This is a genomic window from Planomonospora antibiotica, assembly GCF_014647955.1.
GTDB classification, from domain to species: Bacteria; Actinomycetota; Actinomycetes; order Streptosporangiales; family Streptosporangiaceae; genus Planomonospora; species Planomonospora parontospora.
Genome location: NZ_BMQE01000036.1, coordinates 53995 through 71287 on the forward strand (window position 1 = coordinate 53995; position 17293 = coordinate 71287).

Annotated in this window: 14 protein-coding genes and 1 tRNA gene; 7 read left to right on the forward strand and 8 right to left on the reverse strand. The window is 72.8% G+C overall.

What is annotated here, in order from left to right:
- Positions 1 to 32 precede the first annotated feature (32 nt).
- Positions 33 to 2000 carry a threonine--tRNA ligase gene (gene thrS / locus IEZ06_RS26390; protein ID WP_189239374.1) on the reverse strand — a complete coding sequence of 656 codons (1968 nt, stop codon included), beginning with the start codon at positions 1998 to 2000 and terminating at the stop codon, positions 33 to 35.
- Between the two features lie 293 nt (positions 2001 to 2293).
- Between thrS and dapD the strand changes: the two genes are divergently transcribed.
- On the forward strand, positions 2294 to 3271 hold the full coding sequence (gene dapD / locus IEZ06_RS26395; RefSeq protein ID WP_189239375.1) for a 2,3,4,5-tetrahydropyridine-2,6-dicarboxylate N-succinyltransferase: 978 nt from the start codon (positions 2294 to 2296) through the stop codon (positions 3269 to 3271).
- A 3-nt stretch (positions 3272 to 3274) separates the two neighbouring features.
- The gene (locus tag IEZ06_RS26400; protein ID WP_189239376.1) at positions 3275 to 3889 is read left to right on the forward strand and encodes a phosphatase PAP2 family protein; all 615 of its coding nucleotides are present in this window, start codon (positions 3275 to 3277) and stop codon (positions 3887 to 3889) included.
- Positions 3890 to 4005: 116 nt separating this feature from the next.
- Here the strand turns inward: IEZ06_RS26400 and IEZ06_RS26405 are convergent, their stop codons facing one another.
- Positions 4006 to 4902: a TIGR03564 family F420-dependent LLM class oxidoreductase gene (locus tag IEZ06_RS26405; protein WP_189239377.1), complete on the reverse strand. Its 897-nt coding sequence runs from the start codon at positions 4900 to 4902 to the stop codon at positions 4006 to 4008.
- 202 nt (positions 4903 to 5104) lie between these two features.
- Between IEZ06_RS26405 and IEZ06_RS26410 the strand changes: the two genes are divergently transcribed.
- Together IEZ06_RS26410 and arfA are read left to right on the forward strand one after the other, a co-directional pair.
- A complete protein-coding gene (locus IEZ06_RS26410; protein WP_189239378.1) occupies positions 5105 to 6448 on the forward strand; it encodes an alpha-amylase family protein in 1344 nt (447 codons plus the stop codon).
- A 305-nt stretch (positions 6449 to 6753) separates the two neighbouring features.
- On the forward strand, positions 6754 to 8262 hold the full coding sequence (gene arfA / locus IEZ06_RS26415; protein ID WP_189239379.1) for an arabinosylfuranosidase ArfA: 1509 nt from the start codon (positions 6754 to 6756) through the stop codon (positions 8260 to 8262).
- A 25-nt stretch (positions 8263 to 8287) separates the two neighbouring features.
- On the opposite strand, the gene IEZ06_RS26420 is transcribed toward arfA, so the two are convergent.
- Positions 8288 to 8749, reverse strand: a complete 462-nt coding sequence (locus tag IEZ06_RS26420) for a DoxX family protein (protein ID WP_189239380.1) — start codon at positions 8747 to 8749, stop codon at positions 8288 to 8290.
- A gap of 582 nt (positions 8750 to 9331) precedes the next feature.
- Between IEZ06_RS26420 and IEZ06_RS26425 the strand changes: the two genes are divergently transcribed.
- A complete protein-coding gene (locus IEZ06_RS26425) occupies positions 9332 to 10072 on the forward strand; it encodes a carbonic anhydrase (protein WP_203871738.1) in 741 nt (246 codons plus the stop codon).
- A gap of 161 nt (positions 10073 to 10233) precedes the next feature.
- On the opposite strand, the gene IEZ06_RS26430 is transcribed toward IEZ06_RS26425, so the two are convergent.
- Positions 10234 to 10305: transfer RNA gene (locus IEZ06_RS26430), tRNA-Val, on the reverse strand.
- Between the two features lie 466 nt (positions 10306 to 10771).
- On the opposite strand from IEZ06_RS26430, the gene IEZ06_RS26435 reads away from it, so the two are divergent.
- Positions 10772 to 11188 carry an SsgA family sporulation/cell division regulator gene (locus IEZ06_RS26435; protein WP_068895435.1) on the forward strand — a complete coding sequence of 139 codons (417 nt, stop codon included), beginning with the start codon at positions 10772 to 10774 and terminating at the stop codon, positions 11186 to 11188.
- Between the two features lie 64 nt (positions 11189 to 11252).
- Here IEZ06_RS26435 and IEZ06_RS26440 read toward each other — a convergent pair whose 3' ends face one another.
- The gene (locus tag IEZ06_RS26440; RefSeq protein WP_189239381.1) at positions 11253 to 11885 is read right to left on the reverse strand and encodes a DUF305 domain-containing protein; all 633 of its coding nucleotides are present in this window, start codon (positions 11883 to 11885) and stop codon (positions 11253 to 11255) included.
- A gap of 51 nt (positions 11886 to 11936) precedes the next feature.
- Here IEZ06_RS26440 and IEZ06_RS26445 point away from each other — a divergent pair, with 51 nt between their 5' ends.
- Positions 11937 to 13331, forward strand: coding sequence for an LVIVD repeat-containing protein (locus IEZ06_RS26445; RefSeq protein WP_229798711.1), 1395 nt, complete (start codon positions 11937 to 11939; stop codon positions 13329 to 13331).
- Positions 13332 to 13546: 215 nt separating this feature from the next.
- On the opposite strand, the gene IEZ06_RS26450 is transcribed toward IEZ06_RS26445, so the two are convergent.
- The 3 genes from IEZ06_RS26450 to hutH all read right to left on the reverse strand — a co-directional run bounded on the left by IEZ06_RS26450 (position 13547) and on the right by hutH (position 17082).
- The gene (locus IEZ06_RS26450) at positions 13547 to 14377 is read right to left on the reverse strand and encodes an aminotransferase class IV (protein ID WP_189239382.1); all 831 of its coding nucleotides are present in this window, start codon (positions 14375 to 14377) and stop codon (positions 13547 to 13549) included.
- Entirely contained in the window at positions 14374 to 15384 is a 1011-nt protein-coding gene (locus IEZ06_RS26455; protein ID WP_189239383.1) for a chorismate-binding protein, read from the reverse strand. The genes IEZ06_RS26450 and IEZ06_RS26455 overlap by 4 nt, the downstream gene beginning before the upstream one ends.
- Positions 15385 to 15534: 150 nt before the next feature.
- Positions 15535 to 17082, reverse strand: a complete 1548-nt coding sequence (gene hutH, locus IEZ06_RS26460) for a histidine ammonia-lyase (RefSeq protein ID WP_189239384.1) — start codon at positions 17080 to 17082, stop codon at positions 15535 to 15537.
- Positions 17083 to 17293 lie beyond the last annotated feature (211 nt).

A 17293-nucleotide genomic window follows, 5' to 3' on the forward strand; every position in this document is an offset into this window, starting at 1 on the left:
ACCCCGTACGGGGTCCGGCCCGGCCGCGGAGGTCAGACCTGGACGCGGTTCTCGATCGCGGCGACGATCTCGTCGATCGCCCGGTCGACCGGAACGCCGTTCTTCTGCTCGCCGTTGCGGAAGCGGAAGGAGACCGCGCCGCCCGCGATGTCCTCGTCGCCCGCCAGCAGCATGAACGGCACCTTGGCCTTCTGCGCGTTGCGGATCTTCTTCTGCATCCGGTCGTCGGAGGCGTCCACCTCGATCCGGATGCCGCGCGCGCGGGCCTTCTCGGCCACGTCCCGCAGGTAGGGCACGTGGGCCTCGGCGATCGGGATGCCGACGACCTGGACCGGGGCGAGCCAGGGGGGGAACGCGCCCGCGTAGTGCTCGACCAGGACGCCGAAGAAGCGCTCGATCGAGCCGAACAGCGCCCTGTGGATCATGACCGGCCGCTGCCGGGAGCCGTCCGCGCTCTGGTATTCGAGCTCGAAGCGCTCGGGCAGCATGAAGTCGAGCTGGATGGTCGACATCTGCCACGAACGGCCGATCGCGTCGCGCGCCTGCACGGAGATCTTCGGCCCGTAGAACGCCGCGCCGCCCGGGTCGAGGACGAGCTCCAGCTGCTCCGACTCGGCGACCTCGCGCAGCGTCCGGGTGGCCTCCTCCCAGGTCGCGTCGTCGCCGATGGACTTGTCCGGGTTCTTGGTGGACAGCTCCAGGTAGAAGTCGGACAGGCCGTAGTCGCGCAGCAGGTCGAGCACGAAGCGGAGCAGCGAGGCCAGCTCGTCGCGCATCTGCTCGCGGGTGCAGTAGATGTGCGCGTCGTCCTGGGTCAGGCCGCGCACGCGGGTCAGGCCGTGCACGACGCCCGACTTCTCGTAGCGGTAGACGGTGCCGAACTCGAACATGCGGAGCGGCAGCTCCCGGTAGGACCGCCCGCGCCCCCGGAAGATCAGGTTGTGCATGGGGCAGTTCATCGGCTTGAGGTAGTATCTCGCGCCCTCGAGCTCCATGGGCGGGAACATGCCGTCGGCGTACCAGTCCAGGTGGCCGGAGGTCTGGTAGAGGTTCTCCTTCGTGATGTGCGGGGTGTTGACGAAGGAGTAGCCCGCCTCGGTGTGCCTGCGCCGCGAGTAGTCCTCCATGAGCTTGCGGATCATGCCGCCCTTGGGGTGGAAGACCGGCAGTCCCGAGCCCAGCTCGTCGGGGAAGGAGAACAGGTCGAGCTCGGCGCCGAGCTTGCGGTGGTCGCGCTTCTCGGCCTCCTCCAGCAGGTGGAGGTATTCGTCCTGCTTCTCCCGCGACTCCCAGGCGGTGCCGTAGATCCGCTGCAGCTGCGGGTTCTTCTCGCTGCCCCGCCAGTAGGCGCCGCCGGAGCGCATCAGCTTGAACGCCGGGATCGACCGGGTGCTCGGCACGTGCGGGCCGCGGCACAGGTCCTTCCAGCACAGCTCGCCGGTCTTGGCGTCGAGGTTGTCGTAGATGGTCAGCTGGCCGGCGCCGACCTCGACGCTCTCCTCGTCGGCCGCGCCGCCCTTGAGGCCGATCAGCTCCAGCTTGTACGGCTCGGCGGCGAGCTCGGTGCGCGCGTCCTCGTCGGAGACGGGGCGGCGGGAGAACAGCTGCCCCTGCTTGACGATCTCGCGCATGCGCTTCTCGACGCGCTTGAGGTCCTCGGGGGTGAACGCGGCGGCGACGTCGAAGTCGTAGTAGAAGCCGTTCTCGACCGGCGGGCCGATGCCGAGCTTCGCCTCGGGGAAGATCTCCTGGACGGCCTGGGCCATGACGTGCGCGGTGGAGTGGCGGATGATCGCCCGGCCGTCGGCGCTGCCGGCCTCGACGGGCTCGATCACGTCGCCGTCGGCCACGGCCGCCGCGAGGTCCCTCAGCTCGCCGTTCGCCCGGGCGGCGACCACGGAACGGCCGTCGGCTCCGAGGACGTCGCCGTACGTCGTGCCCCCGGCCACCACACGCTCGGCTCCGGCGAGGGTGATGCGAAGTTCTGGCACGGCAGACACGGTTGCTCCTTCGATGAGTGGTCAGAAAACCGATGCTACCGGTGACCGCAACGCGAATTCCCGGGCGTTCCGCCTGCGGCGCCCCGGACCGGGCGGGCCCGCTCCCCCGGCGCGGGCCCGCGGCTCCCGAGCCGGCCTCCGGCGGACCGCCCCGCCACCCGCGCCCGGAACTCCGGCGCACCCTCCGCCACCCGCGCCCGGAACTCCGGCGCACCCTCCGCGGGAGGGCGGGCCCCGCCGTCGGCGAGCCCGTCCGCGGCCCGCTCCCGGGACATCATTTAGTCTTGGTCGCTGTGAACGCAGCAGCTCAGACTTCCGGCGCCCACGGCGTCGGCATCGCGACCATCACCCCTGACGGGACCGTGCTCGACACCTGGTTCCCCTCCCCCCGGCTGGGTGAGCCCTCCGCACCGGGCACCCGGCGGCTGACCGCGCAGGAGGCCGCCGAGGCCCTCGGCCCGGCCGCCGCCGCGCTGCTCGGCCCCGACGCCGACCGCGGCGTGGAGGTGGTCGCCGTGGAGACCGGGATCGCCAAGCTGTCGGAGCCGCCCGCCGACGCGCACGACGCCTACCTGCGCCTGCACCTGCTCTCCGCGCGGCTGGTCAAGCCGCACGGGCAGAACCTCGACGGCGTCTTCGGCCTGCTGAGCAACGTCGTGTGGACCAATCACGGCCCCTGCGCGGTCGAGGGCTTCGAGGAGGTCCGGCTCCGGCTGCGCGCCCGCGGGCAGGTGACCGTCTACGGCGTCGACAAGTTCCCCCGGATGGTCGACTACGTGGTGCCGACCGGCGTGCGCATCGCCGAGGCCGACCGGGTCCGGCTCGGCGCGCACCTGGCCGCCGGCACGACGGTGATGCACGAGGGCTTCGTCAACTTCAACGCCGGCACCCTGGGCACCTCCATGGTGGAGGGTCGCATCTCGGCCGGGGTCGTCGTGGGCGACGGCTCCGACGTCGGCGGCGGCGCCTCGATCATGGGCACCCTGTCGGGCGGCGGCAGGCAGGTCATCTCCGTCGGGCGGCGCTGCCTGCTCGGCGCCAACAGCGGCATCGGCATCTCCCTGGGCGACGACGTGGTGGTGGAGGCCGGTCTCTACGTCACGGCCGGGACCAAGGTCACGCTCCCCGACGGCACGGTCGTCAAGGCGGCCGAGTTCTCGGGCGCCTCCGGGCTGCTGTTCCGCCGCAACTCCACCACCGGCGCCGTCGAGGTCGTCCCCCGCGAGGGCACCGGGGTGGAGCTCAACAGCATCCTGCACGCCAACGACTGACCGATGGCGGGCCAGGGAGCGGCGCCGGACTCCAGGATCGGCGCGACCGTCGCACGGTGGGTGACCGACGTCTTCTCGCCCCAGGCGCTGGTCATCGGCCTTCCGCCGGTGGTCGGCCTGGCCACGGGCGGCTGGCCGGGCGCGGCGTGGGGGCTGATGGCCTCGGTGCTGTGCGGCGGGGTCCCGGCCGGGGTGATCCTGGCCGGGGTGCGCTCCGGGCGGCTGGACTCCCACCACCTGGTCGACCGGGCGAGCCGGACCAAGCCGCTGCTGGTGGCGATGGTCGCGGTGGTCGTCGCCCTGGTGCTGCTGGCCTCCCTGGACGGGCCGCCGCTGCTGGTCGCCACGGTGGCCGCGATGCTGGCCGCCCTCGCCCTGACGGTCCCGATCACCCTCCGCTGGAAGATCTCCTTCCACGCGGCCGTGTCGGCGGGCACCGTGGTGGTGCTCGCCCACACGCTGCCCGCCGTACCCGCCCTGGCGGCGGGCGCGCCGGTCGTCGCGGTGATCTGCTGGGCGCGGGTGCGGCTGCGGCACCACACCCCCGCCCAGGTCGCCGCCGGGGTGGTCACCGGCGGCGGTTCGGCCTGGGCGACGCTGGCCGCGTTCGGCGTCTGACCGCGCCCGCGGCTCCCGGGACCGTACGGCGCGCCCTGGAAGACCTGCGCCGTACGGCCCGGCGCCGTGCCGCGGGAGCCCGCCCGGCACGGCGGCGGCGCAAGCCCGGCGCGACGTCAGAGGAGGGTCTTGAGGAACCGCCGGGTCCGGTCGTCGGGGGTGAACTCGGCGGCGGCGAAGTCGGTGACCCCGGCCTCGGCGAGCGTCGCGATCCGGGCGGCGACGGTCTCCTCGTCCCCGACGATCGCCACGTCGGCCGGACCGGCCGCGCCCTCCCGGTCGAGCACCGCCCGGTAGGACGGCAGCTGCCCGTAGACGGCGAACGCCTTCGCCGCCCTGGCCCGGGCGGCCTCGACGTCGTCGGTGACGCAGACGGGGAGCGCGCAGACGATCCGCGGCGCGGGGCGGCCCGCGGCCCGCGCCGCCTCGGTGACGGCGGGGGCGATGTGCTCGGCGACGGTCCTGGGACCGGTCATCCAGAGCACGGTGCCGTCGGCGACCTCGCCGGCCAGCTTGAGCATCCGCGGGGCCAGGGCCGCGATGAGGACCGGCATGTCCCCCGCGCCGGGCGTGCTCAGGCCGATCCGGGCGGTGATCGTCTCGCCCTCGAAGGCGACGTTCTCCCCCCGCGCCAGCGGCATCAGCACCGACAGGTACTCGCGCATGTGCCGGGCGGGCCTGTCGTAGCTGTAGCCGAACATGCCCTCGATCACCATCTGGTGGGAGAGCCCGATGCCCAGGGTCAGGCGGCCGTCCAGGGCGGCGTTGGCCGTGAGCGCCTGCTGGGCCAGCGCGGCGGGATGGCGGGGGTAGGTCGGCACGACCGCGGTGCCGAGCTCGATCCCCGGCACCGCGGCGCCGGCCACGGCCAGGGCGGTGAGCGCGTCGAGTCCGAAGATGTGGGAGACCCACGCCGAGGTGAAGCCCTCATCGGCCCCGCGGGCGATCTTCTCCCGCAGCTTGCCGAGCACATCGGGGGACTTGGGCTCGTTGATGAACAGGCCGATTCGCATCGCTACCGAACTCCATTCTGGTGGTTCGGGCCAGTGTAGGACGCCTTCCGCCGATAACCGAAGATTGTTCCGCGTGGACCGTTCCGCTCCGCGCCTTCCGGTCGCGGGCCGCCCCCATGCGGGCGCGCGGACGGGGCACGGGTGACGCCCGGGGCGGGGGTCCGCTGCGAGAATCAGGTGACAGCAGGCAGGGAGGACGACCGTGGCGCCGTGGGCCGAGCACGCGATCTGGTGGCAGGTGTACCCGCTCGGGTTCACCGGCGCCGAACCGGCCGCGCTCCCGGACGGAGCCCCCGTCCGGCACCGGCTGCGGCACCTGGAGGCCTGGTTGGACTACGCCGTCGAGCTGGGCTGCTCCGGTCTCCAGCTGGGGCCGGTCTTCGCCGCGGAGACCCACGGCTACGACACCGTCGACCACTTCCGGATCGATCCGAGGCTCGGCGACGACGCCGACTTCGACCGGCTCGTCTCCGCCGCCCGCCGCCGGGGCCTGCACGTCGTCCTGGACGGCGTCTTCAACCACGTCGGGCGGGGCTTCGAGGTGTTCCGGCGGGCCGGCGCCGACCCGGCCGCGGCCGCGTGGTTCCGCCGGGCGCCGGGCGGGGCGGGCTACGACACCTTCGAGGGCCACCACCACCTGGTCGCCCTCGACCACGGCGAGCCCGCGGTGCTCGACCACGTCGTGCGCGTCATGGACCACTGGCTCGGCCGGGGCGTGTCCGGCTGGCGGCTGGACGCCGCCTACGCGGTGCCGCCGCGCTTCTGGCGCGAGGCGCTGGACCGGGTCCGGCCGCTGCACCCCGGCGCCTGGTTCGTCGGCGAGGTCATCCACGGCGACTACGCCGGATACGTCCGGGACAGCGGGCTGGACTCCGTCACCCAGTACGAGCTCTGGAAGGCGATCTGGAGCTCGATCAACGACGGGAACCTCTACGAGCTGGCCTGGACCCTGGAGCGCCACGGCGAGCTGCTCTCGGCCTTCACGCCCCTGACCTTCGCCGGCAACCACGACGTGACCCGGCTGGCCAGCCGCCTGGACGACGACCGCCACCTCGGCCACGCGCTGGCCGTGCTGTTCACCGTCGGCGGCGTGCCCAGCGTCTACTACGGCGACGAGCAGGGGATGCGGGGGATCAAGGAGGACCGGGCCGGCGGGGACGACGCGGTCCGCCCGGCCTTCCCCGGCCGCCCGGACGAGCTGCCCGGTGCCGGATGGCCCGTCCACCGGCTGCACCGGCGCCTGATCGGGCTCCGCCGCCGCCACCCGTGGCTGGCCGGGGCCCGCACCACCCTGCCGCACCTGAGCAACCGGGCCGCCGCGCTGCTCTCCGCCGCCCCCGCCGGCCCGGACCGCCGTCTCCTGACCCTGCTCAACCTCGGCGACGAGCCCTACCGCTTCCCGCCGGAGACCTTCGCCGAGATCCTCACCGGGACCTCCCCCGGCGGGACCGGAGGGCTCGCCGTCCTCGAGTCGTCCGGCCCGCCCTCACCGGGAGACCCGGCGCTGGTCCCCGCCCACGGCTGGGCCGTCCTCGGCGAACGCTGACCCGCCCCGAGGCCGTCCCGGCACGGGGCCGACGCGGCGGCGGGCGGGTTCCCGCCCGCCCCGCGCGCAGGCCACCGGCCGTATCGTCCCGCGCGGCCGTTCTCCGGCCTCCCGGCCCTACCGTCCCGCGCGGCCGTTCTCCGGCCGTCCGCCGCCTCCGGTGCAGGCCGATCCCCTTGACCGCCCCTTGTGATAACGCTAACAATCGGGCGGCATCGGCCCACCGCCGCCGAGCCGGCCTCCGGGCCGGCCGCGGGCCCGGAGGCCGGGCCCGCCCACCACAGCACCGACAGGGAGCAGCTTCCGTGCAGCAGGCACACGTCACGCTCGATCCGGCCTTCCGCATCGCGCCGGTGCACCGCCGTACCTTCGGCGCGTTCGTCGAGCACCTCGGCCGGTGCGTCTACACCGGCATCCACGAGCCCGGCCACGCCACCGCCGACGAGGACGGCTTCCGACGCGACGTGCTGGAGCTCACCCGGGAGCTGGGGGTGACGACCGTCCGCTACCCGGGCGGCAACTTCGTCTCCGGCTACCGCTGGGAGGACGGCATCGGGCCGGTGGAGAACCGCCCCCGCCGGCTCGACCTGGCCTGGCACAGCACCGAGCCCAACCACGTCGGCCTGGACGAGTTCGTGCGCTGGGCGCGCAGGGCCGGGGTGGAGCCGATGATGGCCGTCAACCTCGGCACCCGGGGCATCCAGGAGGCGCTCGACCTGCTGGAGTACTGCAACCTGGAGTCCGGTACCCACTGGTCGGACCTGCGCCGCGCCAACGGCGCCAAGGAGCCCCACGCGATCCGCATGTGGTGCCTGGGCAACGAGATGGACGGCCCCTGGCAGATCGGCCACAAGACGGCCCGCGAGTACGGCAGGCTCGCCGCGGAGACCGGCCGCGCGATGCGCATGCTCGACCGCGACCTGGAACTGGTGGCCTGCGGCAGCTCCGGCTCGTCCATGCCGACCTTCGGCGCCTGGGAGGCCACCGTGCTGGAGGAGGCCTACGACGTGGTCGACTACGTCTCCTGCCACGCCTACTACGAGGAGCACGACGGCGACCTGGCCAGTTTCCTGGCCTCGGCCGTCGACATGGACCACTTCGTGGAGTCGGTCGTGGCCACCGCCGACAGCGTCCGGGCGCGGCTGGGCGCCAAGAAGCGGATCAACGTGTCGTTCGACGAGTGGAACGTCTGGTACATGTCCCGCTTCCAGAACGCCGAGCCCCCCGCGGACTGGCCGGTCGCACCGCCGCTGCTCGAGGACCACTACCACCTGGCCGACGCCGTGACCCTGGGCGGCCTGCTGATCTCGCTGCTCCGCCACAGCGACCGGGTGACGGCGGCCTCCCTGGCCCAGCTGGTCAACGTGATCGCCCCGATCATGACCGAGCCGGGAGGCCGGGCCTGGCGGCAGACCACCTTCCACCCGTTCGCGCTGACCGCCGCGCACGCCCGCGGCGACGTCCTGCGCGTCGAACCGGTCTCCCCCGTCCACGAGACCGCCAGGTACGGCGAGGTCCCCCTGCTCGACGCGGTGGCCACCCGGGACGCCGAGACCGGGGAGGCGGTCCTCTTCGCGGTCAACCGCTCGACGAGCGAGCCCCTCGAACTGACCGTGGACACCCGCGGCCTCGGTACGGCGGCGCCGCAGGCGGCCGTCACCCTGTCCGGTCCCGACGTCTACGCCCGCAACACCGCCGACGACCCGGACCGCGTCGCCCCCCGGCCGCTCACCGGCGTCACCGCGGACGGCGGCACGCTGCGCGCGGTGCTGCCCGCCGTCTCCTGGAACATGATCCGTCTGTCCGGCGCCTGAGCCCCGCCGCCGGTGGTGGCGCCCCTCAGGCGCGCTCGGCGCCCACCTGGGTCGCCACCACCGGCGGATGCGCCACCGCGACCTCCCCGCGGTCCCGGCGCAGGAGCGCGTCCAGCGCCCACGGCCCCGGGCCGAGCACCGCGACGAGGAGGAACGACCAGCAGAACAGCGCCGCGAGCTCTCCGCCGTTGAGCAGCGGCAGGAGGTGCTCGGGCTGGTGCACCACGAAGTAGGCGTACGCCATCGAGCCGGAGCAGACCAGCGCGCTGAGGCGGGTGAGGAGCCCGGTGAGCACCAGGGCCCCGAAGACCAGCTGGATCAGCGCCGCCCACCACCCGGGCCAGGCGCCGAACTCCACGGCCTGGCCGGTGCCGCGGTTGCCGCCGAAGACGCCGAAGATCGACGCCAGGCCGTGGAACAGGAACAGCAGGCCCGTCACGGCGCGGAAGAGCGAGAGCACCGGTCCGGAGAACCGATCGATCTTCATGAGGTCACCCCTTGTCTCGTGGCGGTCGGTGCCCGTCGTCGCGCGGGCGGATCCGAGCCGTCCGAACGCACCGGAAAAATCACCATCAGACATGACGTCCAACACGCTGAAAGCATTAGTCCGGCCATTCACTGGCTCTTCCCAGCACGCACCGACCGTCGTTGAAAGTTCAACTGACTCACCAAAGGGTGCGATCCCGGGCACTTATTGTCAACCATCCGTACGGCCTCCGCCTATGGGAGAGCGTGACCCGCAACCCCCACCCACCTGGCCTTACACCTCCCCAGCTGCCATTTCACCAGGGCGCGCACGGCAATTCGCCTGATTCGCCACCGCATATCCGATGAAAATTTCCCGGCGCATCTCATCATTCGGACGGCCGCGAAAACTTTCGGAACCCCGAAGCGCTCCGGGCCCGTCCGGGACCGTCATGAGATGGCACGTTCCAGAGGCTTTCCGGCCCCGATCCCCACCTGCTCCCGCCGTCGGCGACCGGGCCGGCGGGCACGAGCGGGCGGTTCTCGATCCTGCCCGGACGCTTCCATTGCCGGGGCCTTGCCCGAAACGGGAAGGAGTCGGGCCATGACTCTTCCTGTCGACGGCCCGGGGCGGCGAACGCTGCTGACCGGTGTCATGTCCCTCGCCGCCACATGTCTCGCGGCTCGCTCGGCGGCCGGGGCGGTGAGCCCGGCGGCGCCCACACCCGCCGCGGAACCGCTTCCGCGCTCGCCGAAGGCCGCCTACGAACGGCTGGTGAAGGGCAACGAGCGCTGGGTGACCGGCGAACTCCGGCATCCGGATCGCGATCCCACCCGCCGGGAGCTGCTGGCCCAGCAGCAGCAGCCCTACGGGGTGGTGCTGGCGTGCATCGACTCCCGGGTCGCGCCCGAGCTCGTCTTCGACACCGGGCTGGGCGAGCTGTTCGTGATGCGCACCGGCGGGCTGGCGGTGGGGCCGGTGGTCACCGGATCCGTCGAGTACGGGCCGATGACCGGCGGGACCCCGTTGATCGTCGTACTCGGCCACCAGCGGTGCGGCGCGGTCTCCGCCGCCTACGAGGCCCTGCGGGAAGGCAGGCCGCTGCCGGGCAACCTGCGGGCGATCGAGCAGGCCCTGCGTCCGGCGTACGAACAGACCGTACGGGGGAGCCACGCCGATCCCGTCGAGGCGATGACCAGGGCCCAGGTGAAGCTGACGGCGGACGACCTGCGCGGCAATCGGGACCTCGCGCCGCTGGTGAGCAGAGGGGCCCTGGCGGTGGTCAGCGCGTACTACTCCCTGGACACGGGCCGGGTCGAGATCCTGAACGGCGCCCCCGCCTGAGCACCGGAGCCTTCCGGGCAGGCGGTCCCGTCACCGCCTGCCCGGATGCCGGGGCCGCGCCCTCGGAGATCGGGAACCGCGGCCGGGCACGAGGTCCGCGACAACGGAAAGGCCCGCCGGTTGCTGTCAACCGGCGGGCCTTGACCTGCGTCTTACCTGTGTGGGCGATACTGGGATCGAACCAGTGACCTCTTCGGTGTGAACGAAGCGCTCTCCCGCTGAGCTAATCGCCCGCCCTGCGGCCCCTTGCGGCGCCGACGTGGAAAACCATACATCAATCCGGGACCGGTGGCGAAACGACGTGCGCGACGGCATGATCTTGGGCGTGGCGGCACGGGGGCGGCACGTCAGGAGGCAAAGGTCCACGGATGGCCCCGGTGGGGGGCTACGGTGTCATACCATCATCCTGATCCGCAGAAGTACCGTACGACCCGAGCTGGACCCCTTCGCCCAGGACGCCCCTCCAGGGGAGTCGACCGTGATGGAAACGATGCGCAAAACCCTTGGAAATATGACGCGGTTGATGACGTTTGGCCAGGCTGATGCCCAAATGTCGCACTGTGATGTGCGTTACAGAAGGGCCCGGAGGCGGAATCTTTCCTACGGGCCCCATCGTTGCGCGTCATAGCCATGGACGAAGCCCGTCACAGCAGTGATAGCCCCGCAGAGGGGACCGACGACGAAAAGGTTTGGCTGACGATGAACAGCACCACCGTCTCTGCCGAGCTGGGCCTTCGGCTTGTGGTCCCCGACCGTAGCACCGTCCCCCTGCTCGCCGGACTGAGCTACACGGCCGACGATCCGTACGCCATCAGGATGGCCTTCCACGTGGGCAACGACGAGCCCGTGGAGTGGATCTTCGCCCGCGAGCTGCTGACCGTCGGCATCGTGCGCCGGGTCGGCGACGGCGACGTCCAGGTGTGGCCCGCCCGCGCCGACGGGGAGCGGACCCTGCACATCAGCCTCACCTCGCCGTTCGGCCAGGCTCTGTTCGAGGTCCCGCTGGCCCCGCTCACCGAGTTCCTGCACCGGACCTACGAGCTGGTCCCCGCGGGCCGGGAGACCGACTTCATGAACCTCGACTCCGAGCTCAGCAACATGCTCTGGAGCTCCTGACCACCCGGCTCCGCCGCCCCCGGCGCAGCGGCCCGCCCCGGGTCGCCGCGATCCGGTCCGGCGCCTACCGGCCGAGCATCCCGCGCATCCGGGCGATCTCGATGCCCTGACCGGAGACGACGTCGCCCGCCATGGCGATCATGGCGCGGTCCGTGCCCGTCCTGAGCTGCTGCGACGCCATCGTCACCGCGGCCTCGTGGTGACGGATCATCAAGGTCAGGAAGAGCTCGTCGAAGGCGGCGCCCCTGGCCGTCCTGAGCCGGTTCATCTCCTCCGGGGTGACGGTGTGGTCGTCGTGCCCGCCGTGGCCGTCCTGGGGGCGGCCGACCGATTCCAGCCATGAGGTCATGGCCGCGATCTCGGGCCGCTGCGCCGCACCGATCCGCTCCGCGAGCGTGCGCACCTCCTTCGACGACGACCGCGCCGGAACCAGTTCCGCCATCTCCAGGGCCTGGCGGTGGTGCGGGATCATGCCCTCGGCGAACCGCACGTCCGCCGCGCCCACCCGGGCCTCGGACTCCCCCAGCCGCTCACCCGGCGTCGCCGTACGGCCGGCGTCCCCGGGACCGCCCGGCACGATGACCGGTGCGCCGGTGCCCGCCACCAGCGGCGATCCCGTGCCCGGCGCGGATGCCGCGCACCCCGTCACGACCGCCGTCCCCACGATCGCGACCAGGACGAGACTCGAACGGCACATAATCCCCATAACATCAATAATGCGGTAAACATTCGAATCAATGGGGGCACTGTGCGATCAACCGTGGCGTTCGCGCTGGCGGCGATGCTCGTGATGGCGGGTTGCGGCGCGAACTCCGAACCGCCGGATCCCGGTACGGCGCCGCCGTCCGCCGCGGACTCGGGCGCCCCGTCCGCGCCGGCGTCCCCGCAGCCCGACGCCGGCGACGTGCTGCACAGCGCCAACGTCACCCACGTCGCCAACATGCCGCCGCAGCCGCCCCTCGACGGCCCCCAGTCATGGGGCACCGACCTGGCCTTCCAGGGCGACCACGTGTTCGTCGGCAACTACGACGGCTTCACCGTGTTCGACATCTCCGACCCGGCCAAGCCCGCCGTGGTCAGCCGGGTGCTCTGCCCGGGCGAGCAGAACGACGTCTCGGTGACGGGGAACCTGCTCTTCCTCTCCGTGGACACCCCGCGCAGCGGCCCGGGATGCGACGCCGCCCAGGACAGCGGCCAGGAGGGCGGCGGCTGGGAGGGCATCCGCATCTTCGACGTCTCCGACAAGGCCCATCCGAAGTTCGTCTCGGCCGTCAGCACCGCCTGCGGCTCGCACACCCACACCCTCGTGCCGGGCGAGAGCGCCGAGACGGTCTACCTCTACGTCTCCTCCCCCGGCCCGGAGCCGGGTTCGGCCACCTGCCCGGCCCCGCACAACGTCTTCTCGATCGTCGAGGTGCCCGTCGGCGACCCCGCGGCGGCGAAGGTGGTCGCCAAGCCGGTGATCTCCGAGCCCGGCGCCGAGGCGGAGATCGGCGGCTGCCACGACATCACGGCCTACCCGGAGAAGGACCTCGCCGCCGCCGCGTGCTTCGGCGACGGCATCCTGCTGGACATCTCCGACCGGGTGAGGCCCAAGGTGCTCCAGCACGTGAGCGACGAGGAGAACTTCTCCATCTGGCACTCGGCCACCTTCAACAACGACGCCACGAAGCTCGTCTTCGGTGACGAGCTGGGCGGCGGTTCGGGCGCCACCTGCGACCGCGGCACCCCCCGGACCAAGGGCGCGAGCGCCGTCTACGACCTGGGCGCGGACCGCACGCTCACCCGGCGCGCCTACTTCAAGATCCCCAGGGAGCAGCAGCCCGGGGAGAACTGCGTCGCCCACAACGGCAACCTGCTCCCGGTCCCGGGCAAGGACATCATGGTCCAGTCGTGGTACCAGGGCGGGGTTTCCGTCTGGGACTTCACCGACTCGGCGAACCCGCGGGAGATCGGCTTCTTCGAGCGCGGCCCGGTCAGCACCCTCGGCGGCTCCTGGTCGGCCTACTACTACAACGGCCACATCTACTCCAGCGACATCACCAAGGGCCTGGACGTGCTCCGGATCGACGACCCGCTGACCGACCCGGCGAAGAAGGCGTCGCTGAAGGAGCTGAACGCGCAGACCCAGACGTCCTACTAGACATCGGCAGACCATGACCGGTGGGCCGTTCCCCGCCCGTACGGGGAACGGCCCCTCGCCGCCCGCCGTACGACCGGTACGGCGGCGCCCGTCTCACCCGATCACGCGTCGTCCCCGGGGGACCGACGGCCCGGGAGCCGTTCCCGCAGCCCGGACATCCGCCTCCGGGCCCTCCCCCGTCCGGCCGGCCGCAGCGGAATCGCCGCGCCCGGCCGTCACGGGTCGAGGTCGTCCGCGGCGCGCTCGGCGAAGATCCGCATCGCCTTGACCGTGATCGGGCCCGGAGCGGCCGGGAGCACGGCCCCGTCGACCGTCCGGATCGGCTGGACGTCCCGGGTGGTCGAGGTCAGGAACGCCTCCTCGGCCTCGCGCAGCGCTGCGAGCGGGACGTCCTCCTCCACCCCGCCGCACCACTCCAGGGTGAGCGCGCGGGTGACGCCCGCCAGGCAGCCGGCGGCGAGGGTGGGGGTGATCAGCCGGCCCTCGCGCACGATGAAGACGTTGCTGCCGGTGCCCTCGCAGAGGTTCCCCGCGGTGTTCCCGAAGATCGCCTCTCCGCCGCCCCTGGCCTTGGCGTAGAAGAGCGCCTTGGCGTTCTCGCCGTAGGAGGTGCTCTTCACCCCGGCCAGCGCGCCGTGCTCGTTGCGCGGCCACGGCACCACGGCGACGTCCGCGGTGGCGGGGAAGGGCCGCTGCTCCGCGACGACGATCACGGTCGTGGGACCCTGGTCGCCCCGGTCGGAGCCGAGCGGGCCCGGACCGCTGGTGTGGGTGATGCGGATCCGGCCCAGGGCCCAGGAGGGCGCCTGGGCCAGGCAGGCCCGCACGCCCTCGGCGATCGCGTCGGTGTCGGGCTCGGGCATCTCCATCCGCCGGGCGGAGAGCCGGAGCCGCTCCAGGTGGCGGGTGAGCGCGAACGGGGCTCCGCCGACGCACTTGACGGTCTCGAACACGCCGTCGCCGACCATGAGCCCGTGGTCGAAGACCGAGACGGCGGCCTGCGCCGGATCGGTCAGTCTCCCGTTGACCCACACGGGAACGTTCATCGGAAATCTCCTTCAGGGGTGGAGGCGAGCGCGATGAGCCGGGACGCCTTCAGCTCGGTTTCCTGCCATTCACGCCGCGGATCGCTTCCCCAGGTGATGCCCGCCCCCGTGCCGAAGCGGATGGCGCCGGACGAGAGCCAGAACGTGCGGATTCCCACGGCCAGCGACGCCCGGTGCCGATCGGCGTCGACCCAGCCCACCGCACCACAGTATGGCCCCCGCGGCTCGGGTTCGAGCTCCTCGATGATGCGCAGAGCGGAATACTTCGGTGCGCCGGTCACCGAACCCGGAGGGAACGTCGCGGCGAACAGCTCCGGCCAGCCGGACTCCGGCGCGAGGCGGGCCCGGACCGTGGAGACCAGGTGCACCAGCCCGGGATGCTCCTCGACCTCGCACAGCGCCGGGACGCTCACCGAGCCCACCGCGGCGACCCGGCCCAGGTCGTTGCGGACCAGGTCGACGATCATCACGTTCTCCGCGTGGTCCTTGTCCAGCAGGTCCGCCGCGGTGGCCCCGGTCCCCTTGATCGGCCGGGACTCGACCACGTCGCCCTCCCTGGACAGGTAGAGCTCCGGCGAGGCGGAGACCACGCTCAGCCCCGGCAGGCTGACCGTGGCGGCGTAGGGCGCGGGGTTGCCCTCCGCGAGCCGCAGCGCCAGGGCCGCCGGGTCCGGGTCGCCGGTCAGCGGCGCGGTGAGCACCCGGCACAGGTTGGCCTGGTAGACGTCGCCGCGCTCGATCCGGTCGCGGATGCGGCGCACGCCCTCCTCGTAGGCGGCGCGGTCGAGCGAGCTGCGCCACTGCGACGGGTGCGGACCGCGCCAGGGCCCGCGCGGCGCGGGCAGCGGCGCGGCCCGGACGTCGGCGAACCGGGCGCACGTGACCTTGCCCTCGTAGTCGACCACGACGGCCCACCACCCCCGGCCGTCGAGCGCGGACAGGTCGGTGGTGACGTCGAGGAGCCGGGTGGCCAGCAGGCCGCCGACGTGGGCGAACGAGTCGTGCACCCTCCCATTGTCCCGCCTGCCCCGCCTGCCGCCGCAGGAAGCCCGCCGATGCCGAGCCGCGGGCGGGCCGGTGCCGGGCGGTGCTTCCGCGGGGGGGCGGGCCCGGGCCGCGGGCGGAGCGGTGCTCCGCGGGGAGGACGGGCCCCGGTGTCAGGCCAGGGGTCCGGTGACCGCCTCCGCGGCAGCGACGACCGCGCCGTCCGCGACCAGCCGCACCACCGCCTCGATCTCCGGGGCGAGGAAGCGGTCCGGGCCGGGGCCGGCGACCGCCTCCCGCAGGGCGGCCGCCACGGCTCCGGTCGCGGGCGCGGGCCGGTGCGGCGACCGCAGGTCGATCGCGCGGGCCGCGGTGAGGATCTCCACCGCGAGCACCCTGGTCAGCCCGTCCACCGCGCGGCGCAGCTTGCGGGCGGCCGACCAGCCCATGGAGACGTGGTCCTCCTGCATGGCGGAGCTCGGGATGGAGTCCACGCTGGCGGGGACCGCCAGGCGCTTGAGCTCGGAGACGATCGCGGCCTGGGTGTACTGGGCGATCATGTGGCCGGAGTCCACGCCGGGGTCGTCGGCCAGGAAGGCCGGCAGGCCGTGGCTGCGGGCGACGTCGAGCATGCGGTCGGTGCGCCGCTCGGAGATGCTCGCCAGGTCGGCGACCGCGATGGCCAGGAAGTCCAGCACGTAGCCGACGGGGGCGCCGTGGAAGTTGCCGTTGGACTCCACCCGGCCGTCGGCCAGGACCACCGGGTTGTCGATCGCGGAGGCGAGCTCGCGCATCGCGACCGAGGCGGCGTGCGCGAGGGTGTCGCGGGCGGCTCCGGCGACCTGCGGGGCGCAGCGCAGCGAGTAGGCGTCCTGGACGCGGGTGCAGGTGCCGTCCCGGTGGCTGGCCATGATGCCCGAGCCGGCGAGCAGCGCCCGGAGGTTGGCGGCGCTGGCGGCCTGGCCGGGGTGCGGGCGCAGGGCCTGCAGGTCGGCGGCGAAGACCCGGTCGGTGCCGAGCAGCGCCTCCACGCTCATGGCCGCGCCGACGTCGGCGGTCTTGAACAGCCTCGCCAGGTCGTCCATGGCCAGGATCAGCATGCCCAGCATGCCGTCGGTGCCGTTGATGAGCGCGAGGCCCTCCTTGGCGGCCAGTTCGACCGGCTCGACGCCCGCCTGCTTGAGCGCCTCGGCCGCGCCGGTGAGGTTTCCGGCGGCGTCGCGGACGACGCCCTCCCCCATGATCGTCAGGGCCACGTGGGAGAGCGGGGCGAGGTCTCCGGAGCAGCCCAGGCTGCCGTACTCGTGCACGACCGGCGTGATGTGCGCGTTGAGCAGGTCCGCCAGCACCCTGGCGGTCTGCGGCCGCACACCGGTGTGCCCGGTGGCCAGGGTGTGCAGGCGCAGCAGCATCAGCGCGCGGGTCACCTCGGCCTCCACCTCCGGGCCGGACCCGGCGGCGTGCGAGCGGACCAGCGAGCGCTGGAGCTGCGCGCGGAGCGAGGGGTCGATGTGCCGGGTGGCCAGCGCCCCGAAGCCGGTCGACACCCCGTAGGCCGGGGTGGGGCTCTCGGCGAGCTCGTCGACGCGGGTGCGGGCCGCGGCCATCGCGGCCACGGCGTCGTCGGTGAGCCGTACGGCGGCGCCGCGTCTGGCGACGGCCACCACCTCGGCGAAGGTCAGCGGCTCGGGCCCGATGTCCACGACCACGTTGTCGCGCATGGTGTCACTCTCTCGCATTCGATGTAACCGGTGACCCCCATGCTAGGCCCTTACATCCATCCCTTGGGCGACGCGGGGACGGAATCCCGGTTTGGGGAGTCGCCGCCTATTCGCTAGAGTTCTCTGCGTGAGACCGGCTCGCCCGGGAAACACGCGGAAGTGGCTCAGTGGTAGAGCATCACCTTGCCAAGGTGAGGGTCGCGGGTTCGAA